We start from the raw sequence: 22,951 nt of genomic DNA, 5'->3' as shown, positions 1-22,951 counted from the left end.
ATTGTAGCATGTTTAAAAAAGGAGGTGAACATTAAATTGAAAGAGCCTGCCTATCATATCGTGATGGATGCCATTGATCAATCTGCCTCTGATATCCATTTCCAGCCTCAGCAGGAATTTGTTGAAGTACATTTGAGAATTCAAGGGCAACGGATTCACTATAAAGAAATTCCCACAGCTAAGTATAAACTTATTCTTGCTTATTTTAAATATACTGGCAAGTTAGACATTGGTGAATCACGTCTGCCTCAACAAGGAGTCATATCTTACAAGCAAGCTGACCTCCTGTACACACTAAGAATTTCAACATTACCGACCAACAATACAGAGAGCCTTTCCATCCGCATTCTTCCTCAAGAGAGTACTCAATCACTTCATGAACTGTTTTTATTCCCTAATCAATTTTCGCAAGTGAAGAAATGGCTAAACAACAAAACAGGTGTAATTTTACTTACAGGTCCTACTGGTTCAGGTAAAACAACCACCCTTTATGCCATGCTTAAAAGTTTTATTAACGAGTATAATTACCATACCATTACTTTAGAAGATCCTATTGAAAAAAACCTTGAAAACGCCTTACAAGTACAAATCAACCAATCTTCCGGTCTAACTTATCAAGCTGGCCTGAAAGCAGTATTAAGACATGACCCAGATATCATTATGGTTGGGGAAATACGTGATAAAGCAACAGCAGAGTTTGTATTTCATGCAGCATATACAGGACACTTAGTCTTAACAACACTTCATGCCAAAGATACGCATGGAACGATTCTGAGACTATTGGACATGGGAATCAAGAAACTGGATCTTCAACAGAACCTTATTGCAATTGCTTCCCTTGAATTATTGCCATTGAAATTACAAAAATTCAACAAACAACGTGCTGCCATTATTGAACGTTTGGAAGGTCAAACCCTCTCCTGTGCACTAACTCAACCAAAACTGACACACACTACAGATGACTTTCAGAAATTAAGGAGGAAAGCTTTTGCCTATGGCTATATTAGCGAAGAAAGCTGCTACTAAATTAGAATTAAACAATAAGCTTTCCATTCGCAAACAATATAAATTTATGTACCGCTTGAAACAATTATTAGAAAGAAATTATAACCTTCATGATGCAATAGAAGTGATCAGTTGGGACAAAGAGTTAAACGCAGTAGTAAACAGTGTCAGGATGTCATTTTTTGAAGGACAATCATTGGCTAAAGCATTAGCAAAAGCCCGGTTTCAAACAAATATCGTTCATTATTTAGAAATCTCTTCACAATACGGCAATATAACATATGGAGTGAAACATTGCTGTTATATTTTGAAACAGCAAATTGACTTGATCAAACGTTTTAAACAGCTTTCCACCTATCCCCTGCTTCTGTTTGTATTTTTCATTCTGATTCTGTATGTATTACGCACCTTTATATTTCCTTCATTTCAATCATTATTAACTGCCGAAACTTCAACTGCATCTATTTTTCAAACAACCTCTCTTATTGTTGACACCTTCTATTACGGCATATTGGTGACCATATGTTTTCTCATACTGTTGGCGATCTTTTACCCAAAAATTAAACATCGATTTTCGATCAAACAAAAAATAAAGCTTCACAGTAAAATCCCTCTCTGGAGAAATTACAAAAAAATGCAGCTGACTTTTCTTTTCACTACACACCTTTCTTCCCTTCTCCACTCAGGTCTGAACATGAAAGAGTGTTTTCATATCCTGCACCAAAGCAATATTGAACCAATTATTACTCATTATGTTGAAATAATTGACAGTCATTTAATCAAAGGATATGAAGCAACTTCTATATTGCCAATATTTCAATTGTTTGAAAAAGATTTACAAAACATTATGCAGAAAGATCGTAATGCAAAGCAACTTACCGAAGAATTGCAGCTCTATTCGGAGCACTTATTAACGATGATGGAAGAGTTGCTTCAGAAATGGCTAAAAATCCTTCAGCCAATTTTATTAACAATATTGGCATTGTTAATTGTCTTCGTCTATATAACCATGATGTTGCCAATGTTTGATTATATCCAAACAATATAAGAAAAGAGGAATCAACATGTTAAAAAAGGAATCAGGCTTTACTTTAATCGAAATGCTTATCGTACTGGCGGTAATAAGTTTGTTGTTAATACTCTTTATCCCCAATCTGTCTGAAAAAAATCAATCAATTCAGTCGAAAGGTTGTGATGCCCTGATTGCATTAGCAGAAAACCAGTTACTAGCATATCAACTGGAAGGAAACAGTACCATAACATCAGCAGACGATTTAAAATCTGCAGGCTACCTAAAATCAACTGAATGTGCAAATGGCACAATGCAACTTGTTTATACTCCTGATGGGGAAGCACTTTTTTCAACGGAGCCAAAAACGTAATGTTTTCTGCGAAAGGCTTTACATTAATTGAAGTTTTACTTGTATTATCACTTGCTGGTATCCTGTTTATTGTTGGACAAGGCTTTACACTGCAATCTCTTGATCGGAAACAATTTCAGCAGTTTTATGAAGAATTTAATCTTGATCTGCTGTATCTCCAGCAGTTAAACATTTCTTCAAAAAGTGCTTACACACTGAATTTTGACCCCATTGTCAGCAAGTATCATATTCGTTCATCAGGAAGAGGAAATGTTGTTTTTACAAGAGACTATCCAGATGAATGGGTAATTGAGCCAAACACATTGAAACTTCCCATCAAGTATTCCAAAAATGGAACACTTAAAAATCCTGGAACATTAAGAATAGAGACTAAATACAGGACTTATTTTATTACATGTTCTTTTGGAAAAGGAAGGTGTTATTCTGAAGAAAAATGATAAAGAAGCTGGTTATTTCTTATTGGAAGTAATGTTTGCAGCCTTTCTATTGTTCAGCATTTGTCTTACTATCTTCCCATTGCTTTACCAGCTTAAAATAGAAAATCAAAAACTTCTGGAAAGAATGATTGTTACCCAAAAGCTTTATGATTCTGTCGTGCTGTTTGACAAGTCAATCTCCTACAGCACGACTTATTCCAACTGGATTTCAGCTGACGTTGTTCTGAATTATGAGAAAGCAGCACCTTATTGGAAAGGATGTGCAAGATGGCAAAATGTTAAATCGGAGACTGAAACAATCTGCCTTTATACTGACTAAAAATAAAGAAGCTGGTTTTACATTAATATCTCTACTAGTCAGTATTATTATCACGATGACTATCCTGGCTTTCTCAATGCAAATTCTTCATGTTATTCTAACGCAAAATTCCTCACATTCCTTCCAGACCCTTCAGTTTTTTCACTTTGTCGAAGATGAATTGCTTGGTTCGCAACAATTTTTCAGGGATGATAATAAATTAGCAATTATCAATGAAAATAATGAAAAGGTCACTTATTCCAGATATGGAAATCTTGTTAGAAGACAAGTGAATGGAAGGGGGCATGAGATAATGCTGAGGAATATTGCAGAATATACATTAGAGGATACTGCAAATAATCAAATACTCCTTAGAGTAGAAACAGAAGGTGGGCAATTATTTGAAAAAAAATTCTCAACTGAATAGAAAAAATGAATGTGGTTATGTCTTCCCTTATGTATTATTTATTATTGCATTAATATTTATGTTATTATTGCATGAAATAGAGAATTATGAAATAAACCAGAAAATTGCAATGACAGACATGGAACAATACCGGTTAAAAACTCTCTATCGTATGGCTGATGACAAGCTTGATCTGTTAGAATCCATCCCTGATCAGACTGATTTTACTTTCCCTGATGGTGAAGTAAAGATAACGCATCACAGTATGATTGACAATACAAACTACTATAAGACTGAAATTACGACAAATGATGGATCCTATCAAATAAAATTTATCCAAAAAGAATTACCAGTGAAAAATGAGCAAATAATCTACAAGGAATTGGATAAGATAAAGTGAGACTTTTCAGAGTGCATAGTGTCTGTTTATCTCCAATTACTTTCTTTGTGCTGTTTGGAACTTTATATTACAGACGGTTTGCGCTGTGACAAATAATGCAGCGATTTCAAAAGATGTTCAACATTAATTTACTTTTTGTATATTGTCGTTTATAATAGTTTTGATACATAGTCAGAGATGAGGAGGGGAACAATGGATCGTGTATTTCGTATGCTTTCCTTTTGGACAGGGATATTCGCAGTTATGTTTTATGTAGGCCATATGGAAGCAATGGCATATTTATTTTTGGCTCAAACGATCTTTTTCTTAGGTGTTGGATTTTTAAAATTGTCTGAAAGAATGTATATTTATTTGTTCGCTGCATATTGTACAGTATTTTTTGTAGGGTTTACATTCTACTCAAACTTTATTCTTGTTCCTGGATTTGGACATTAATAATAAAAACGCTTTGGGGATACCAGAGCGTTTTTATTATTAAGTAAATTTCTTTCAACTGATGAATGGATTATTACTTTTTTCATGTCTTATTGTCGTCTTGGGTCCATGTCCCGGATAAACTGTAAAAGAATCAGGCAGTAAAAATAATTTCTCCTGAATGCTTTTTTGAATCTCTTCAAAATTACCTCCAACTAAATCTGTCCTTCCAATTCCTTCCCTAAACAAGCAATCACCGCCAATAGCAAAGGAAGATTGATGGAAAACAAAGGCTAAGCTCCCTGGTGAATGTCCGGGAACATGCAATATGTCGATGCTAAAGTTACCGATATTCATTTTTCCTTCCGTTAATTCGTGTTCTGCTTCCTTGCACACAACTGGTTTCATCCCGAATCGCGACGATCCATTTAGACTGGGATCCCTTAGCCAGCCTTTCTCTATCGCATGAATATAAACAGGGATATTATAATGACTCCTTACTTCCTCCAATGCACCAATATGATCAAAGTGAGCATGAGTCAGCAAGATAGCTTTAGCCGACAATTTTAATTTATCAATTGTATTAATGATATATTCTCCATCAAACGACGGATCAATGATTAACGCTTCCGTCTGATTATGTACAATATAACAATTTGTCTGGAGTGGTCCTAATGTCAGTTTTTTTATCTCCATATGAATTCCCTCTCTTTCCTTGCTATTACACGCAAGAGCTAATGAAATATCGAATATTAATAGACAAAACTTCACTTTTGTTTTAGAATGATAAAGTGAATAATAATACATATTATAACGTGAATCTAATGTAATGAAAAGTAAAGTTAGGAGGATGAACTTATGGTACTTGGAATAATTTTATTAGCTGTAGCTATTATTTGTTTGATAGCCATTTTTCGTGAGTTTAAAAAGCAAAATATGTTTGGAGCCGCTTTCTCCGCAATATCTGCCTTAGTGTTTGGTTTTTTCTCTATTGCTACACTATACTGGGAACTTATTCGACCAATCTTTACAGGTGAATAATTCATAATAAATAAAAAACATTGGATGATGATCATCCAATGTTTTTTTATCCTTTAGTATGTTGTATTTGATAAATACTAGTTGCATGAAGCTTTCCTTACTGTTGCAGATAGCACACAAACCTGCTCTTTTTCGAGTTTTTAAAAACTGCCCCGGGTCAAATTTGATTTGATCTGGAGCAGTTTTTTTGTATTTATTCCTCTTCGTTCACTTCTTCTGTGTTTGATTTTGAAGTATTATCTTTAAAATCATAGAATCGGAACAAGTCCCCGAATATTATCTGGTCAGAATATGACAATTCTTTCTCCACTTGTTCAATATATGGCTGACAAGCAGATAAACCTTCATCTAATCCGGTAGTAGTGTCTAATAACTCACCTGTTGCTCTGTTAAAGCACTGGTCTTTCGTATATACATAATTATCAGTAATAAAACTTCCATCCCGTAAGGCAACGAAATCTTTTCTATCCTCAGCAAATAAATTTGTTCCGAAAGAAAGATCAGTGGAATCGTCAATACCTAACAAATGTAATAATGTTGGTTTTACATCAATTTGTCCGGCAACTTTTGAGATTACTTTCCCTTCTTGACCAGGAATATGGATGTAGAAAGGTACTCGTTGTAATTGGACATGTAAATAATCGTTGTATTCTTTATCTAAATATGTGCTCATTGCTTTTTTGTGGAAATCACTAATACCATAGTGGTCACCCATCAGCACAATAATAGAATCTTCATATATACCAGTTTCTTTCAAATAATTGAAAAATTCCTCGATTGATTCATCCATATATTTTACTGTCTGGAAATAGCTGTTTAACGTATTTGAATTAGAATCATACTTCTCAATCGTTGCATCTTCCGGATCCAGTTCAAATGGATAATGATTTGTCAGTGTAATAAACTTCGTATAAAAAGGCTGCTTCATTGATTCAAGATACTTCATTGATTGACGGAAGAAATCTTTATCTTTCAAGCCCCAGCCAACCGAGTTTTCTTCTGTAACTTCATATGCATCTATATCAAAGAACTTATCATAACCAAGATTCTCATACATTACATCACGATTCCAGAAACTTTTGTTATTAGCATGCAAAACAGCACTGTAGTATCCTTCGTTTCCTATGATCTCAGGTAATGAATGAAAATCATTTTGTGCATGTGTAAAGTATACTGCTCCTCTTGGAGACGGATAAAGAGAATTTTCTATAATAAATTCAGAATCAGAAGTTTTCCCCTGTTCTGTTTGATGATAGAAATTGTCAAAATAATAACTATCATTAATTAAGTCATTAAGGAAAGGAGTAACCTCTTCCCCATTTACTGTATTGTTAATGACAAAGGTCTGTAATGACTCTAGTGAGATAAAAATTACATTCTTATCTTTTGCAATACCATACAAGTCAGTTTTATCTTCAACAGATGTCTCATCTTTCATATATTCTTCTATTTCAGTTAATTCATTTCCATCAGCAAACACTCTTTGAGCTTTTGACTTGGAATGCATTACCGCATCATAAACATGATAACTGAATAATCCTAAGTTCTTTACTAGATATTCACGGTCAAACGTTCTTTGTAATAACTGCGGACGTTCGATTTCAGCTAAAACATAGTTTCCAACAAGTAAAGCAATGGAAGCTGTTAATACAACAGTCTTGTATCTATGTTTGAAAATAGCTAATAGCTGATCACCTTTTTTAATTGCCAAATACCATACAACGACTACATCTGCAAACAATAAGAAATCCCATGGTTCAAGTAATGTCAATACACTAGAACCTAAATCAGCAGCATTACTCCCCTGGAATAGTAATGGTATTGTAATAAAATCTGAAAAGTTCCGATAGAAAACAATGTTAAAGTAAATAATCAGTGATCCTATCAATATCAGATATTTAATAAACTTCTTTTGTCTTCTTTCTTTAAACCAAACACTAAGGGAAAATAAAAAGAATGACACGACAAAAGCATTAATTAACAAGATAAGCTCTTGCATTGGATTCTCTAGTGATATATTGAATACGAATCGATAGACAATATATGTTTTTAAACCAAATAGAATTGCAGCGATAATAAAGAGCGGCATCTGCAGCTTTTTATTAAACATATAATTTCCTCCTCAAAAAAAATGCCCCATTTTATCATTTGTTTAGTTTTCTCTCTATTATAGACGAACATTATCACAGGAAAGTTTCATAAATCTTAAAAAAAGTTACAAAGTATTTACAAAATTAATAGTTAATTACTATTTTTATGTTGTAAAACTAAATATGCGCCACCATATACACCTGCATCATTCCCTAACTTAGCAATTACAATATCACATGCCTCTTTAATTCGAGGAAGAGCATACTTATCAAATGCTTCTTTTAATGGCAGCAGTAACTGCTCACCTGCCTTTGATACTCCTCCACCAACGACAATTTTCGAAGGATTTACTGTAACAGCAACATTTGCTAACGCTAAACCGAGTTGATCCATTATCTGGTGAATAATGGCATTTGTCTCCATCATTGGCTAATTCAAAAATATCTTTTGTTGTTATCATACCAAGCTGTTCTTGCTTTAGTTGAAGGTTAGGAGCATTACCTGCTTTCATCCATTCATTTGCTGTCCGAACAAAGGCAGTAGCAGATGCGACTGTTTCCAGACAACCAGTTCTCCCGCAATTACATGGTGCACCATGTTCCGGGACAACCGTCATATGTCCAATTTCGCCACCAGTACCATTTGCACCGCTGACTATTTGACCATTAGAGATTATTCCACCTCCAACTCCTGTTCCTAATGTTACTGCAAGCATATTTTCTGCCTGGTCACCAGACCCTTTCCAGTTTTCCCCCAGTGCGGCGATATTTGCATCATTATCGACAAACACTGGTACTCCTGCCAAATCTTCTAAAATATCTTTCAGCTGAAAATCTCTCCAGCCAATATTTACGGCTATAGCAACTGATCCAGTATCCGGCTCAATAAAGCCTGGTGCGCCAACGCCCATTCCTATGATTCTATCATACCCCAATTCCAGCTCTTCTAACCTGTTTCTTACTGACTCCCAAATATCCTTTGGCACACTTGCCCCTTGATTATCAGTGTTTGTTACAATTTCCCATTTGGAGATCAATGTTCCATTTACATCAATTATGGCATTTTTAACTGTTGTACCACCAATATCAATTCCGATTAACAAATCTTTATTTGTCATTTTCCCCATCTAACTCCCTTTTCGTTTTTTCGATTTCTCTTTTTATTATTAATCTTGATTGAAGAAATTGCTCTTTTGTGATCATCTTCACTTGATAAAGCTCCATAATTTCTTCTTCCATTAATTCTAAATCTGCAAGACGATCACCTATGTAGATGACCGTCCCGAATTTCAATAATAATTTTCTAATATCGTAAATACTGTTCAATGTTAATCACCTAACATATTATAACAAAACAATATTTAAAAGGGAATCAAAAACTTTACTTATTCTTAACGATCTGGATCTTGCGGATTAAGAAATGAAGGTCGTGAGTTAGCAGATGGTATCGGTTGTCTTATAATGATATTTAGCATCGCTTTAAAATCAAATGGGATAAATGGCCAAAAATAACCAATATAGAATGTTTTTAACTGAATTAAATACAGTAAGTAAACCGTAATAGAAATCATAAACCCTTCTACCCCAAAAATGGCTGTAAGTATTAATAACAGCAACCGAATGATCCGATTGGCCAGACTTAATTCATAACTTGGTGTTGCAAATGTCCCCATTACGACAGCCGCTAAATAAAGAATGACTTCATTTGAAAATAACCCTACTTCAACCGCAATTTGCCCAATCAATATGGCAGAAACGAGTCCTAAAGCTGTTGTCAATGCGGAAGGTGTATGAATCGCAGCCATCCTTAAAACATCTACGCCAACCTCTGCTATTAAAAACTGAAAAATCAAAGGAATCAGCCCTACCTCTTTTGGACCAATAAAATGCAAAGATTCCGGAAGTAAACCCATTTCTGTTGATAACAAATAATAAAGAGGCAACAGGAAAATGGATGCAAAAATAGCGATAAATCGAACTAATCGTAAATAAACTCCAACAAAAGGTTTTTGGCGGTATTCTTCAGCATGCTGTAAATGGTGCCAGAAGGTAGCCGGTGTTATCATCACACTTGGGGATCCATCTATTATGATTAAGATATGTCCCTCATATAAATGAGAAGCTGCCGTGTCTGGTCTTTCTGTATAACGTATGGTCGGATAAGGATTCCAGGTTTTCCCGCTCAAAAACTCTTCAATTGTTTTTTCTGCCATTGGCAATCCATCTGTATCAATGGTATCAAGATGATCCATTAATTGTTTGACTTTCTTTTGATCTGCAATATCTTCTAAATAGCACACACAAACATCTGTCTTGGATCTCCTGCCAATGGATTTATACTCCATTCTTAAGGACCTGTCCCGAACTTTTCTTCTTGTGAGGGCTGTATTAAAGATAATTGTTTCAACATATCCATCTCTTGAGCCCCTGACTACTTTCTCTAAATCCGGTTCAGCAGGACTTCTAACAGGATAGGTTCTTGCGTCAATCATAATAATGCGGTCAATTCCATCAACAACTAATGCTGTTGGTCCTGCCAAGACTAAATCTGCAGCTTTTTCTATATCTTGTTCTACATCAATTTCGACATATGGCAGATATCTTTTTAACAGCATTTGGAGAGTGTCCTCAGCTAAATCTTCCTCCTCCAGTTTTGCCAGGAATTTCATCAAAAGATGGAGAATGTCGTCTTTCACAAATCCATCAACTAGAAATAAGGACATTTTCCTTTTGGCATACTCTAAATCTAAATGAATCAAGTCAAAACTTTTATCAACCTCTAAATAATCACGTATATATTGGACATTCTTTTCATAATTATTGGATAAATGCTTTTGTCCAACCATTGTTTTAACACCTGCTTTTTTATGTTTAAGATTAGTTTACACATAAATCGCGCAATTATAATTCGAAGTTGGACGAGTTATTAAATGAATTAAGGAGAATGCTGATGCGAATCTTACATATATCTACTGCCTTCATTACAATGATTGTGTTGCTTTTTATCTTTGCAGAAAATAAAACAAGTGAAACAATGAAGTTTTTCCCAATAGATGAAACCATTCAGTTTACCGAAGCTGAAACGAATCTGTCTCTGCTGCAGCAATTAAGTAATGACCAGTATCAAATCAGATGGGTTTCCTCAAGCAAAATGAATGAGCCTGTTTATTTAAGACAGGATATTAGCATTTTATACATGGACGGAATCTTAATTGGTATGAAAGGATTATGGAAAGAGGAAGAAAAAGATATTACATTAAAATTAGATTTTGAGGAAAGTGACAGCAGCCATTTCCAGGCGATCAGCTACCATCACGGTGAAGTACATTATCCTAATGATATCATCAAGAGCGCCCAAACAATGTCTTATGATGATCTATATGTGATTGATTCACCATATTCTCCACTCGAAGCTTTTCAGAAGGCAGAGACGGACCTGCAAAAAAATTGGCAGGAAACACTCGACCATGCAACTAATCAGCAATTGCATTTTCGCTGGAAACAATGGATGGATGCCGAGAAAATCAATCCAGACAACTATGACCTGATTCCCTTAACTTCTCTTTATCTGTACAACGAACAACCAATCACAGGACTTACTCAAGATCAAACAGACCGTGTGATTGGTCAATTATGGGAAGGATTATACAGAGAGTATATTTTGCCATTTTCTCAAAAGAAAATAATATCTCAGCATGTTATTCCAATCATTTTAATTGATAAAAATAGAGAATATCTGCTTGTACTGTTTAAAGATGAAAACAACCAACGCAAACTGTTAAAACAAAACATTACAAAAAGCTAGTTTAGTTTTGTTTCAATTGCTCATATAATGTTTGATAATCAGTATTATCCGGATCGATTCGCATCGCTTTCTCCAATAAAGGAACAGCCTCATTAATCTGGTTATTGTTTGCATATAATAGAGCTAAATTATATAACGCTTGTTCAAAGTTCGGTTTCAATTCTAAGCATCTTTTCAGATCACTAATAGCTTCATTTGAATTACCCAATAATATATGGGCATAGGAACGTTGAAAATACAATTCTGCTTTTTGCTGGTCAGCATATGGCAGTATTTCTGTAGTTAAACTGACTACTTCCTGATAATTTTCTTCTTCTAATTGTTGCTGTATCTCACCTAATTGTACCGCTTCGTTATAATGATTGGCATCATTGGTATAACCATAAACAAAGATGCCACCTGTCAGAAGAACAAATCCCAAAGCGGCCATTATTTGCAGCCATAATCGTTTGTATTGACGAAACATAACAACAGCAGATGCAATAAACCCGCCAATAAGGCCACCAATATGCGCCCCATTGTCTATTTGTGCAACCGTGAATCCGAACACAACGTTCAGCCCGATAACAAAAATAACATTCCAGCCAATGGTACGAAAGAATTCTTTTGGAAACTGTGTACCAAAAAAGACTAATGCACCAAATAATCCAAATATAGCACCAGAAGCACCTGCAGCAATGCTGCTATTAAAGGCAAAGCTTGCAATACCGCCTGCTATCCCTGCCAGAAAGTAGATGATAAGAAATCGCATATTGCCATAGATTCGCTCCACTAATGTTCCGATAAAATATAATGCCATCATATTTAGAATAATGTGCGGCAAACCAATATGAAGAAACATTGAGGAGATAATTCTCCACCACTCTCCATCTACGATTGCCAGATTATATTTCGCACCAAATGCCAGTAATGTTTCAATGGAAGTAGAGCCGCCATTTAATTCCAATAACCCATACATGATGACATTAATCACCAGTAAAACATATGTCCAAAAGGGCTTTCCTTGTTCAAACAGCTTTTTTCTTTTCTCTTGTTCCGTATTGAATTTCATTAAAATGCGATTCTTCAAAAAATACACAGCTTGTTCCATTTCCAAAGGGTTGACTGGTTCTGTGAATTGGCCAAGATCATTGAGCTCCAGCTGTTTTTGAACCTTTTGCCATTCATCCGGCTCATCAACCATTGTGATCGAAACATTATCAGGAGAAGATATCAGCTCTGTCCAATCATCAACAGGCGGATAATCAACTATAAAGATATGATAAAAATGGTATTTATTTTTTGAGAATATATTTGTTTTTATTTCTTTATATTTTCTCTGCACCCGAATGATATGCTGCTCCAGATCTCTCTTCCAATCATGCTGTTTCAATGAGACATGAACAATTTCAATCGATGATTTATTTTTGCGCTCAAGTAAATACTCATCCTGGGACCGAGTTGTTGAGATAATTTCAAACTGTTGTTCCATCAGATACAGGACAAATTGATTTTGCTGAAATTGTCTTTTTATATACAAATAAAACACCAACCTTTTCACTTCCCATCATACCATGATCCCTTTTAATAGCGTATCAATATGATTTAGGCTGGTTTGCTTTCCTATCCTATTGTTTTAAAAACATGGACTGCATAAATTTTTTTCTGATAAATGGGATTTGCATAGCAAACCTAACAGAGATTTTTCGTAAAAAAGGGACGGAAGCGATAAAGTTAATAACTTTCATTCTAAATCGGTAAATCACACCGGCTAAAGCAAAAATTGTTAACAGCGTTCTAAATAGACGCATCTATAACACTCCTATTCAATATTGGAATAGGCTTATCATTCCCTGAATGTTTTCTTCTTATGTATACTACAATCAATAACCGACGATTCTGTTATAATATAATCCAAACCTATATCATGAGATTCCTTTTTTATTTTTTCGATAATTTGGAAATCTGCTGCTATTGCGAATTTTATACCGTCATAATTCTCTAAATACCTGTCATAATAACCTCCTCCATAACCAATCCTGTTCCCTTCAAGGTCAAAAGCCAGCCCAGGAACAATCATCAAATCAATTTTTTCCTTTTTCAGTTTGGAGCATTTTACAGGATCAGGCTCATATAAATCTAAATATACATTCTCCAGTTGAGCAAAACTGTTGCAGTGATGAAAGGACATCTGGAAAGTTAGTGGATCGCACTTTGGTAATACTATAGTTTTTCCTTGTTCCCAAGCTGCCTGGATGATCGTAGTTGTATTCCATTCTGTTTCTCTTGATAAAGTAAGGGCAATCGTTTCTGCATAAAGCCATTGTTCAGTGTTAAGTAAATTCTGCTTGATTTTCTGTTCGATTTCCGTTTTGTTTTTTCTATCTACTATCAAGTTTTTCATCTTTTCTCTGATCAATTTCTTATCGTTCATCGTTTACCCCTTTCTAGTATTTATTTAAGTAAGCCGAACTTAATCCTGACTATGTTAATTTACTATTCGTACTATGAAAAAACTCTTACTTCTAATAAAGTAAGAGTTTTTTCACTAAATTATTTAGTTTCACGGTGTAACGTATGTTTTTTCAAACGTGGGCAATATTTTTTCAGCTCCAAACGTTCAGGGTGTTTACGTTTATTTTTAGTCGTAATATAATTACGGTCACCAGTTTCAGTACAAGCTAATGTAATGTTAACGCGCATGTTTTTCCCTCCAAACTATCACAATCATCATAATTTCTTATCGAATCTTTACCTACAATATAATAGCAAAAACTTTTCAAAATTTCAAGTACATCTTTTCACCGATTGTACAGTTGTGGTATAACTATATTTATGGGATTTTTTTAATTACAGATATTTAGGAGGAATTTCTATGATATATGTTGCTGTTGCAACTGTTATTTCAATAGCTGTTATCCTTTGGATTGTTTCCTTTTTTATGCAGGATAAGTTTAAACAATTAGAAAACCAGATTGAGCAGTTTTCTATCAGTACACTCCAGGAAACCTATCAGTTAAAGAAAAAGGTAAACATACTAGAAGAAGAGTTATTAATAGATGATAACTTTATGGATGACAATTCATTCAACCAGTCGAATAAAGCGAGACCTTGATCAGTGGGGGCATTACAGACGGTTGGCACTGTGATAAAAACTAATCGTCATAGTTGGATAGTAAATGAGGGATAAAAATGAAACAAATTGTGCGAGCATTCTCTTTAGGATTATTAACAGCATCCTTAATTATCGGGATTGTCTATTATCTAGCAGAGGATCGCCAGAAAGATAATGAAACGGTTGAGGATGGAAAAGATATATTAACGGAAGCGCAAGAGCAAGGATATTTTATCTATGATACAGATATGGAAGAAAAAATAGCGGCATTGGAAACAGAGATAGCTAACTTATCAGAAGACCAAACAGCCGATCAAAACAGTGATACTGCGGATAAGGAAGTAGTCAACTTTATGTTCCGCATTGACCAGGGGATGAAATTACCGCAAATTGTAGATCAATTGGAGCAATATAATTTAATAGATAACCGCAATGATTTTATTACCTATTTGGAAGAAAACCAATTGACCAGATTGATCCAGCCAGGTGAATTCCTTATCAACAATCAAATGTCTGTCGAAGAAATTGCGGCACACATTACAAAAACCACGGAAGCTGAATAATAGCTCCCGTGGTTTTTTCTATGATTATAAAACTCTATTATTCTGTCTGACTTGCATCTGATTCACTTTCTGTTCCTTGGTCCTCTTCCTTATTCTCTTTCAGTTCATAATATTTATCAAGGATTCGTCTGCCAATTTTATGGTTAATCGGATACTGCCCGATTCCTGTACCATTCTTCGGTACCACTACCGCAAAGGCTACTTCAGGATCCTCTATCGGACTATAACCCACTAATGTTAAATTTTCCGTGTTGGCAACAAGTTCACCATTTTTAAATTGCGGATTTTCCGCAGTACCTGTTTTTCCTGCAATGGGATAAGGAAAACCGCTCCACGTACTGTTGGATGCTGTACCTCCAGGAGAAAATACTAAACTGAAACCTTGCTGCACTCTGTCAATATAATCCTGGCCCATTTCAACCCGGTTCATTACTTCTGTATTCTCCACCTTTAGGACAGGGCCAAGTTCCTGCTCATCCGAGCCAGGCTGGCGAATTTCCTTTAATAAATGCGGCTGCACACGATAACCTTCGTTCGCGACAGTAGAAACATATTGTGCTAATTGCATTGTTGTATATGTGTCAAACTGTCCAATCGAAAAGTCCAGTAAATTACCTGCATTCGTTGGGTTACCTATCACTCCAATTGATTCAAAAGGCATATCAATTCCAGTCTCCACGCCAAGACCAAATTGATTATAGTAATAGCGCATTTCATCAAATGTATCAAAATCAAAATTGTATAACGGTTCATTTTATCGATAAGTCGCACCACTCATCATAATCGCAATTCGCATCATATAAACGTTGGAGGATTTTTGTAATGCTTGTAAATCGTTTAGTGCAGCGCCCAAATTTTTATAGGAACTTTTTTCTTCAGATCCTTTAATTTTAATAGTAGATTCATCAAGATGTTGGCCAATATCCAGCACACCTGACTGGTATCCAGCTAATACGGTTGCTCCTTTTATCGAAGATCCTGGAGCATGTGCATCATAAATAACCCTGTAAGAATTATTTAGATATTCATTATTCTCTCTATCATATCTGATAGCAGACATCCCCAGAATCTCACCTGTTTGCGGGTTCATCATCACAGCCATTGCATCTTCGAGATAACCATTATTATTGATTGGAGAAGCCATCGCATTTCTCAGCTCTTCTTCCACGATTTGATCCATCGCTTGCTGAAGGTCCATATCCACTGTTAAAACCAAGTCTTTCCCACGTTGTCCTTCCACTACTACTTCTGAACTTATCACATTGCCATTAGAATCAGTCGTATATTGAACTTTTTCTTTTCTGCCGCGCAGGATATGCTCATATTCCTGTTCAAGTCCACTTGTTCCCACACGGTCATTCCATGTATAGCCATTAGCAAGGTAGAAATCACTATTCTCGCGTGGAATTCCTTCATCTGCACTTGTAATATTACCGATAAAGGATGACAGGGTTTCGCCGAATACTTTATTTCTTTCCCAATCGATCGCTGCATCAATACCGGGTAAGTCATTAAGATGTTCGGCTACCTGGGCGTATTCTTTGTCAGTTATACCTTCATTAACAATCACATGTGGCGAGAGCTCGTAAGCTGAGTCTAATTCTTTCTTTATTGCTATAATATTTAATAACTCGTCCGTCCACTCGATTGTATTCAAGTCTGCTTCCGTAATCTTTTTAAGCTCTGCAGCATATCTTTCCCCTGCTTCTAACTCTTTCTCCTTTGCAGATAGTCTTTTGGCCACTTCTTCTGCATGGAGAAGATAAAAATATTCCTTTTTATCTCTTTCAGTAATTTCATCCCTTAATTCTTCAGGGTCTTTGATTATTGTGACATAACTTGCCAATTTTCTCGCTAAATCCAGTTTAACATCTGCTGTTTCCCCGTTTTTCGGCGGAGTATAAGTGATGGACTTTACGGCAGCGTTATCTAATATCAATTGATGATCCCGATCATACATTTTCCCTCTTGGCACAGGTTTTTCTGATGGTGTATTTTCCGTCTGGTCAATTTCCCTTTGTGCTTCTTCCCCATTAAGAATTTGTACAATTCCCAATTGAACAATTAACAAGGAAAAAATAAAAAATACAGCAACAAATAAAATATTTAATCGGAACGGCAATTGCGGCTTTTTCTTTTTATTCTTCTTTCTTTTAAATAATTTATTTTGTGTTACCATTGTTTCTCCTCCCCGATCATTCAATCCCATTGTATTATATCACGAAGAGACCTTTAAGTTACAGTTTTTCTTATTAAGAATGCTGCGATAAAATTCCCGCCGCCTAAACTGAGAATCAAGATAAGGATAATTAATGTTGGTTTAAACATTATTACACCTGCAATGAAAATAAGAATAGCTGCAATCCTCCCTATATTGATATATAACTCACGAACGATAATATATTCGATTCTTAATTCTTTTGCTTTATATGACTTACCGATAATGTCATATGTCAGCGAAACAAATGGCACATTAAATAATGGGTAGCTTAAACCTACAATCACCCCATAAATAAGGAGCATCATATAATTTGTCTGAACAACTAAGATAAGCACTGCCATATATAAAAAACTTCCACTAATTAATATCATTCTTTTCCGATGCTGGTTTTTAATCAGTCTTGAAGCAAGGAAATAACAGATCAGTGAACAAAATGAAAAAAGCAGATTATAAACACCAAGGGCAAATTCGCTGCCAGTCGCTAAGTACACCCAAATTGCCACAATAAAGATAAACAATCCTTCCCGTAAACCTTGCGCAATATGAGCTAAGAGAATCTGATTCCAGTTTTTATTCCTTTTCCGCTCCAGCAATACTTCTCGAAACATAAATTTCCCTTCAGCTCTGCGCTTTTGTAAATAAAAGGAGAAAAAAACAGCAACAGCAAACAGTAAAAAGGAAATTAAAAAAATTACGGTATAGCCAGTGAAATTATTTAACTTAGAGATAATATAACCTGCAAACAATGGTCCAGTCATTCCGCCAAAAGATTGAAATGTACCAAGCATTCCATTAAAAATGTCTCTTGTTTCCGGCTCCGTAATCTCGAATGTTAACACATTAAAGGAAAGCCAGTAAAAACCATACCCAAAACCCAATAGACCGCCTAACAGATAAGGATAGGTAGTTGCTTTATCGCCAAAAAGCAAAACTAAGATATAAAAAAAAGAGAGAACTATGACACCAGCCCTTAGAATTAATGCCCTGTCCACTTTCTTCGCCAATTTTCCAGCGAGAGAGAAAGCAATGGGCTGCACAATATAAATAGAAAGATTATATGTAGCGATGTCCAGATACTCTCCTGATTTTTTCCATAGAAATATATTAACAAACGTATTGGATAATAATGTTGCCAGTGCATACAGTCCCCCAATAACTAGAAGGATTTTCAAATCACGACTCACTGGTATCTCACTTTTATACTTCTTAAAAAACAACATCTCCATACACCTCATTTTCCATCTAGCTATTAGTGTTCTCTAGATGAAATGAGATATGCAAATGAAAAAGGATACCCCTTTTAAAGAGATATCCTTTTAAAATCTTTATTTTGCTTCATTATATAAGCTTGCTACTTTATCCCAATCCACTACATTCCAGAATGCTGCAATGTAATCAGGGCGTTTATTTTGATATTTTAGGTAGTAAGCATGTTCCCATACATCAAGACCTAAAATTGGAGTTTTTCCTTCAGAAATAGGAGTATCTTGATTTGGTGTGCTTGTAATAGCTAAGTTACCATTTTCAACAACTAGCCAAGCCCAGCCAGATCCAAAGCGGCCCGCTGCAGCATTTGCAAATTCTTCTTTGAATGAATCCAAACTGCCAAACTTGCTGTTAATTGCTTCTGCTAATTCTCCAGTTGGTTCTCCACCACCATTTGATGATAAAAGTGTCCAGAATAAACTGTGGTTAGCATGTCCGCCACCATTGTTACGAACAGCAGTACGGATATTTTCCGGTACAGCATCAAGGTTTGCTAAGATGTCTTCAATTGATTTGTTTGCTAGATCATCATGACCTTCTAATGCAGCATTTAGCTTTGTAACATAAGTATTGTGATGTTTAGTGTGATGAATGTTCATTGTTTCCTTATCGATATGCGGCTCAAGTGCATCATATGCATAAGGTAAATCTGGTAATGTAAAGTTTGCCATGTTTATTCCTCCTATTAATAAGTATTGATGTTTTCTCTACACATCAAATATTATCAAATAGTCTGAATAAAATGCAAATAATTCGAATTAAGGAATATTCCACTAAATTTCCGGATTGGATATATTCCCCACTCGCTCTTCTTTAGCGCGTGCTAATTTTCTTATACTTGGCACTTACAATTTTAATTACGAGAAAGTCCCTTGCAACTAATATTTTTTATACTCCTAAACACAAAAAAACAAGCTCTTCTCATAGCTTGTTAAAGATGGTGGCTCGGGACGGAATCGAACCGCCGACACACGGATTTTCAGTCCGTTGCTCTACCGACTGAGCTACCGAGCCATCTGGTATTATGTAATGAATGGAGGAGGAAGAGGGATTCGAACCCCCGCGGGCTTTGACACCCCTGTCGGTTTTCAAGACCGATCCCTTCAGCCAGACTTGGGTATTCCTCCGTATATTTAATTGGTGGACCCTGCAGGACTCGAACCTGCGACCGATCGGTTATGAGCCGATAGCTCTAACCAACTGAGCTAAGGGTCCTTCTTGCTTAATAATGGGGCGACCGGTGGGGATCGAACCCACGCATGTCGGAACCACAATCCGATGTGTTAACCACTTCACCACGACCGCCATTATTTTATGTTTTTTTGGTAGCGGCGGAGGGGATCGAACCCCCGACCTCACGGGTATGAACCGTACGCTCTAGCCAGCTGAGCTACACCGCCAAATGGCTCCACAGGTAGGATTCGAACCTACGACCGATCGGTTAACAGCCGATAGCTCTACCACTGAGCTACTGTGGAATGTTTTATGTAATCACCGAAGCGACATTTAATAATTTATCATATATTATAAATAGCGTCAATACTTTTTTAATATTTTTTTTGTTTTTTTATGAAAAATTGATAAAAACCATCTCTAAAGTACCATTTCTCCTTGTAAATGGCAAGGAATGACCAGCTTTTTCGACTGGCCATTCCTGCTATCTAATTAATGTTTTTCACCAAGAACTTCATCTGCAATGTTAACTGCATGGTCTCCGATACGTTCTAAATTACTGATAATATCTGCAAAAACAATACCGGCTGCACCTGTACAAACACCCTCATTTAGACGGATGATATGCTTTTTACGGTATTTTCTTTCCATATTGTCAATTTCATTTTCCTTTTGTACAACAGACATAGCTGCTTCTCTGTCCAGTTTATCCAGTGCTTTCACAGCTTCTTTTACTGTCAGAATGGTTAAATCAAACATCTCATTCAAATCAATCATACCTTGTTCAGTAATGTCCACTTTATTCGATATTTTATAATTAATCAATTCCGCAATATTTTCAAAATGATCCCCGATTCTTTCTATATCTCTAACCGAGTTAATTAATGTTGAATGATTCAGTCTTTCCATTTCTGTAAAATCTGTACCTGACAGTTCAACTAAATAAGCAGTGATTTCTCTATCTAAATTATTGATCGCACCTTCTAACTGTATTGCCATATCTTCATGCTTCGAGTTATTGGTATTAAGGAATGAACTTGTTTCTTCTAAACCATTTATTGCATATTCCCCCATGCGGACGATCTCTGCTTTTGCCTGATCTAGAGCAACAGCTGGCGATTGTTTGATAAATATCGGATCAAGATGTTTTGGCTTATATTCGACAATTGTATCTTGTCCTGGAATTATTTTCGTTACAAGCAATGCCAATAGGCCGATAAACGGAAATTGAATAATTGTATTCAGTACATTGAAAATTCCATGTGCAAATGCAATTGTCATTGATGAATTCAGCTCTAATGCTGTTTGAATTCTTTCAATTAAAATTGTGTAAAAATTGATAAAGATTATGATGACAGTTGCTCCAATTACATTAAAAATAACGTGGGTTAAAGCAGCCCTTTTTGCAGCAACACTTGCTCCAATGGAGGCTAGTACCGCTGTAATGGTAGTCCCGATATTATCCCCAAATAAAACAGGCAATGCTGCTTTTAATTCAATGGCACCTTCCATCATTAAACTCTGCAGTATCCCAATTGTTGCACTTGAACTTTGTACGAGAATTGTAAAAACTGTTCCAATAACAACACCTAAAATAGGATTATCAGACATACTGACAGTTAAATCATGGAACATCTCTACATCTCTTAATGGCTTAAGACCGGAGCTCATCAGCTCTAATCCATAAAACAAAGAACCAAATCCAAAAATAGTAAGTCCAATATTCGTCAATCTGCTATTTTTAAAGAAGAACAATAAGAATGCACCTACAGCAATAATCGGCAAAGAATATGCACCTAGATCAAATCCGATAATAAATGCTGTGACAGTTGTACCGATGTTTGCTCCCATTATAACACCAATGGATTGTCTTAACGTCATAAAACCAGCATTTACGAGACCTACTGTTAAAACAGTTGTCCCAGAACTTGACTGGATGAGAATTGTTACGAGGATACCAGCTAAAACACCCATAAAAGGGTTACTCGTTGTTTTATCAAGAATATCTCTTAATCTGTCTCCTGCCGATTTTTGCAGTCCTTCCCCCATGTACTTGATCCCTAGAAGAAAGATACCGAGTCCACCTATAAATTCAAATATCATTGCTTGTACATTTACATCCAAAAGTTTTCATCCCTTCATTTGTATCATATATGTATTGTACAGGTTGAATGGATTTACGAATGACAATGTTAGACATAATTCGTAAACACATACGATTTTATATTAATTATTTATTAACGTTTTGTAAAGGTATTAAAGAAAAATTTACAATTTCTTAACATAAACCTCTGTAATATAGTAGTTTTGCCAAATAACAACAAAAAAAACATAGAGAATAATTCTTCTCTATGCTCCCTGATCTAATTCCTTTACTAATATTCTCGTCCCATCAACTGATTCAATAATAATTTCCGTATCTCTTTCCAGCCATTTCCCTTGTGTAATGGCACTGTATTCCTTGTCCTCTACCTTTATTGTACCGATTGGTCTCATATCTGTTACGGTTACACCTTTTTTCCCTTTTAACGATTTATAAGAAGAATTAATACTGGAATAACCAGCTTCTTCGGTTAATTGATCAAACAAGGTAATTTTCGTCCACATCTTCCGCTTTTTAAAAACTTTAAGAAATAGCAAGGATGAAAGCCCACCGACAAAAACACCTAATACTGCATACGCTCCAGCTAACCAATTAGGGGAAGCAAACCCTACAGAAATAATCATTAGTGCTGCTCCAATGACAGCCAATGTTCCGTCATTCATTATTTTTCCATCAATAACAATAAGTAAAATTCCGACGAAATAAATAATAATCATAATAAAGAACATGCCTGTATCCAGTAGACTCGAGAAATATACAGTAATAAAACCTAAACCGAGCAAACTGAAAATACCTTTTGCGTTAACGAGTATTTCGCCAATTAAAAATAATGTGGCAAAACCTACAACCAATAAACTTATCCATTCTGTTTCCATCGAAAACATTTGATCACCCCTCAAGGTAGTCTCTATATTTTAACATACGTTCAAAAGACATAAATAGTTTCATTATTTTAAAAAAGGATGTTCAAAAAGTCACCAAATGATAAGCGGCGAATCTCTTCGTTGGTTTGCGAGTCCGCTTCTCACGTATTCAAACCATACGTTCCGAGGCTCCTCACTGCACCGCCTCGACCTTCTTGCTTCTCATTTGCCGGTTCTTTGAACTCTTACTAGTGGAGGATGTTCAAAAAGTCACCAATTGATAACCGGCGAATCTCTTTGTTGGTTTTTGAATCCGCTTCTCACGTATTCAAACCATACGTTCCGAGGCTCCTCACTGCACCGCCTCGACCTTCTTGCTTCTCATTTGC

Annotated in this window: 24 protein-coding genes, 6 tRNA genes and 2 pseudogenes; 12 read left to right on the top strand and 20 right to left on the bottom strand. The window is 35.7% G+C overall.

Features of this window, described 5'->3' with window-relative positions:
- Positions 1–36: 36 nt before the first annotated feature.
- From comGA to F9U64_RS15965, 8 genes are all read left to right on the top strand, one after another.
- Positions 37–1,026 (top strand): competence type IV pilus ATPase ComGA, encoded by a 990-nt coding sequence (comGA, locus tag F9U64_RS15995; protein ID WP_228275761.1) that lies wholly within the window; start codon positions 37–39, stop codon positions 1,024–1,026.
- A complete protein-coding gene (locus F9U64_RS15990; protein WP_228275763.1) occupies positions 995–2,053 on the top strand; it encodes a type II secretion system F family protein in 1,059 nt (352 codons plus the stop codon). Before comGA ends, F9U64_RS15990 begins: the two co-directional genes overlap by 32 nt.
- A gap of 16 nt (positions 2,054–2,069) precedes the next feature.
- Positions 2,070–2,387 carry a competence type IV pilus major pilin ComGC gene (gene comGC / locus F9U64_RS15985; RefSeq protein ID WP_194287409.1) on the top strand — a complete coding sequence of 106 codons (318 nt, stop codon included), beginning with the start codon at positions 2,070–2,072 and terminating at the stop codon, positions 2,385–2,387.
- Entirely contained in the window at positions 2,387–2,824 is a 438-nt protein-coding gene (gene comGD / locus F9U64_RS15980; protein ID WP_153405885.1) for a competence type IV pilus minor pilin ComGD, read from the top strand. Before comGC ends, comGD begins: the two co-directional genes overlap by 1 nt.
- A complete protein-coding gene (locus tag F9U64_RS22655; RefSeq protein ID WP_228275760.1) occupies positions 2,790–3,143 on the top strand; it encodes a hypothetical protein in 354 nt (117 codons plus the stop codon). Before comGD ends, F9U64_RS22655 begins: the two co-directional genes overlap by 35 nt.
- Positions 3,100–3,549 carry a competence type IV pilus minor pilin ComGF gene (locus F9U64_RS15975; RefSeq protein ID WP_194287412.1) on the top strand — a complete coding sequence of 150 codons (450 nt, stop codon included), beginning with the start codon at positions 3,100–3,102 and terminating at the stop codon, positions 3,547–3,549. The genes F9U64_RS22655 and F9U64_RS15975 overlap by 44 nt, the downstream gene beginning before the upstream one ends.
- Positions 3,524–3,928, top strand: a complete 405-nt coding sequence (locus tag F9U64_RS15970; protein ID WP_153405879.1) for a hypothetical protein — start codon at positions 3,524–3,526, stop codon at positions 3,926–3,928. The genes F9U64_RS15975 and F9U64_RS15970 overlap by 26 nt, the downstream gene beginning before the upstream one ends.
- A gap of 192 nt (positions 3,929–4,120) precedes the next feature.
- A complete protein-coding gene (locus F9U64_RS15965) occupies positions 4,121–4,363 on the top strand; it encodes a DUF2626 domain-containing protein (RefSeq protein WP_153405876.1) in 243 nt (80 codons plus the stop codon).
- 54 nt (positions 4,364–4,417) lie between these two features.
- On the opposite strand, the gene F9U64_RS15960 is transcribed toward F9U64_RS15965, so the two are convergent.
- A complete protein-coding gene (locus F9U64_RS15960; RefSeq protein ID WP_153405873.1) occupies positions 4,418–5,038 on the bottom strand; it encodes an MBL fold metallo-hydrolase in 621 nt (206 codons plus the stop codon).
- A gap of 162 nt (positions 5,039–5,200) precedes the next feature.
- On the opposite strand from F9U64_RS15960, the gene F9U64_RS15955 reads away from it, so the two are divergent.
- A complete protein-coding gene (locus F9U64_RS15955) occupies positions 5,201–5,383 on the top strand; it encodes a DUF2759 family protein (protein ID WP_153405870.1) in 183 nt (60 codons plus the stop codon).
- 193 nt (positions 5,384–5,576) lie between these two features.
- On the opposite strand, the gene F9U64_RS15950 is transcribed toward F9U64_RS15955, so the two are convergent.
- The 4 genes and pseudogenes from F9U64_RS15950 to F9U64_RS15935 all read right to left on the bottom strand — a co-directional run bounded on the left by F9U64_RS15950 (position 5,577) and on the right by F9U64_RS15935 (position 10,319).
- Positions 5,577–7,493 carry an LTA synthase family protein gene (locus F9U64_RS15950; RefSeq protein ID WP_153405867.1) on the bottom strand — a complete coding sequence of 639 codons (1,917 nt, stop codon included), beginning with the start codon at positions 7,491–7,493 and terminating at the stop codon, positions 5,577–5,579.
- Positions 7,494–7,624: 131 nt separating this feature from the next.
- A pseudogene (locus tag F9U64_RS15945) lies at positions 7,625–8,591 on the bottom strand (ROK family glucokinase).
- Positions 8,581–8,799 (bottom strand): YqgQ family protein, encoded by a 219-nt coding sequence (locus F9U64_RS15940; protein ID WP_153405864.1) that lies wholly within the window; start codon positions 8,797–8,799, stop codon positions 8,581–8,583. Before F9U64_RS15940 ends, F9U64_RS15945 begins: the two are co-directional and overlap by 11 nt.
- Positions 8,800–8,864: 65 nt before the next feature.
- Positions 8,865–10,319: a spore germination protein gene (locus F9U64_RS15935; RefSeq protein WP_153405862.1), complete on the bottom strand. Its 1,455-nt coding sequence runs from the start codon at positions 10,317–10,319 to the stop codon at positions 8,865–8,867.
- Between the two features lie 104 nt (positions 10,320–10,423).
- On the opposite strand from F9U64_RS15935, the gene F9U64_RS15930 reads away from it, so the two are divergent.
- Positions 10,424–11,278, top strand: coding sequence for a hypothetical protein (locus F9U64_RS15930; RefSeq protein ID WP_228275759.1), 855 nt, complete (start codon positions 10,424–10,426; stop codon positions 11,276–11,278).
- A 1-nt stretch (position 11,279) separates the two neighbouring features.
- Here the strand turns inward: F9U64_RS15930 and F9U64_RS15925 are convergent, their stop codons facing one another.
- From F9U64_RS15925 to rpmG, 4 genes are all read right to left on the bottom strand, one after another.
- Positions 11,280–12,797, bottom strand: a complete 1,518-nt coding sequence (locus tag F9U64_RS15925) for a rhomboid family intramembrane serine protease (RefSeq protein WP_153405856.1) — start codon at positions 12,795–12,797, stop codon at positions 11,280–11,282.
- Positions 12,798–12,885: 88 nt separating this feature from the next.
- Positions 12,886–13,068 carry a sodium:proton antiporter gene (locus F9U64_RS15920; RefSeq protein WP_153405853.1) on the bottom strand — a complete coding sequence of 61 codons (183 nt, stop codon included), beginning with the start codon at positions 13,066–13,068 and terminating at the stop codon, positions 12,886–12,888.
- A 35-nt stretch (positions 13,069–13,103) separates the two neighbouring features.
- Entirely contained in the window at positions 13,104–13,691 is a 588-nt protein-coding gene (locus tag F9U64_RS15915; RefSeq protein WP_153405850.1) for a 5-formyltetrahydrofolate cyclo-ligase, read from the bottom strand.
- A gap of 119 nt (positions 13,692–13,810) precedes the next feature.
- Positions 13,811–13,960, bottom strand: coding sequence for a 50S ribosomal protein L33 (gene rpmG / locus F9U64_RS15910; protein WP_090853958.1), 150 nt, complete (start codon positions 13,958–13,960; stop codon positions 13,811–13,813).
- A gap of 172 nt (positions 13,961–14,132) precedes the next feature.
- Between rpmG and F9U64_RS15905 the strand changes: the two genes are divergently transcribed.
- A complete protein-coding gene (locus tag F9U64_RS15905) occupies positions 14,133–14,372 on the top strand; it encodes a hypothetical protein (RefSeq protein ID WP_153405848.1) in 240 nt (79 codons plus the stop codon).
- A 77-nt stretch (positions 14,373–14,449) separates the two neighbouring features.
- Positions 14,450–14,935, top strand: coding sequence for an MltG/YceG/YrrL family protein (locus tag F9U64_RS15900; protein ID WP_153405845.1), 486 nt, complete (start codon positions 14,450–14,452; stop codon positions 14,933–14,935).
- Positions 14,936–14,972: 37 nt separating this feature from the next.
- Here the strand turns inward: F9U64_RS15900 and F9U64_RS15895 are convergent.
- The 11 genes and pseudogenes from F9U64_RS15895 to F9U64_RS15845 all read right to left on the bottom strand — a co-directional run bounded on the left by F9U64_RS15895 (position 14,973) and on the right by F9U64_RS15845 (position 22,583).
- Positions 14,973–17,114, bottom strand: a pseudogene (locus F9U64_RS15895) (peptidoglycan D,D-transpeptidase FtsI family protein).
- 53 nt (positions 17,115–17,167) lie between these two features.
- Positions 17,168–18,376 (bottom strand): MFS transporter, encoded by a 1,209-nt coding sequence (locus tag F9U64_RS15890; protein WP_153405842.1) that lies wholly within the window; start codon positions 18,374–18,376, stop codon positions 17,168–17,170.
- 105 nt (positions 18,377–18,481) lie between these two features.
- Positions 18,482–19,093 (bottom strand): superoxide dismutase SodA, encoded by a 612-nt coding sequence (gene sodA, locus F9U64_RS15885; protein WP_153405840.1) that lies wholly within the window; start codon positions 19,091–19,093, stop codon positions 18,482–18,484.
- A 267-nt stretch (positions 19,094–19,360) separates the two neighbouring features.
- Positions 19,361–19,436: transfer RNA gene (locus F9U64_RS15880), tRNA-Phe, on the bottom strand.
- Between the two features lie 20 nt (positions 19,437–19,456).
- Positions 19,457–19,549, bottom strand: a tRNA-Ser gene (locus F9U64_RS15875).
- 11 nt (positions 19,550–19,560) lie between these two features.
- Positions 19,561–19,637, bottom strand: a tRNA-Ile gene (locus F9U64_RS15870).
- Between the two features lie 14 nt (positions 19,638–19,651).
- Positions 19,652–19,727: transfer RNA gene (locus tag F9U64_RS15865), tRNA-His, on the bottom strand.
- An 18-nt stretch (positions 19,728–19,745) separates the two neighbouring features.
- Positions 19,746–19,822 (bottom strand) — tRNA-Met (locus tag F9U64_RS15860).
- A 3-nt stretch (positions 19,823–19,825) separates the two neighbouring features.
- Positions 19,826–19,900: transfer RNA gene (locus F9U64_RS15855), tRNA-Asn, on the bottom strand.
- Positions 19,901–20,087: 187 nt separating this feature from the next.
- Positions 20,088–21,719, bottom strand: a complete 1,632-nt coding sequence (locus F9U64_RS15850) for a Na/Pi cotransporter family protein (RefSeq protein WP_153405837.1) — start codon at positions 21,717–21,719, stop codon at positions 20,088–20,090.
- Between the two features lie 225 nt (positions 21,720–21,944).
- Complete coding sequence (locus F9U64_RS15845) at positions 21,945–22,583, bottom strand: NfeD family protein (protein ID WP_153405835.1); 639 nt, start codon at positions 22,581–22,583, stop codon at positions 21,945–21,947.
- Between the last annotated feature and the right edge of the window lie 368 nt (positions 22,584–22,951).

The organism is Gracilibacillus oryzae (assembly GCF_009498735.1).
In the GTDB taxonomy this organism is placed as follows: Bacteria; Bacillota; Bacilli; order Bacillales; family Amphibacillaceae; genus Gracilibacillus; species Gracilibacillus oryzae.
The sequence above is the reverse complement of the archived record's forward strand: the minus strand, read 5'-3'. Positions and strand labels throughout refer to the sequence as shown.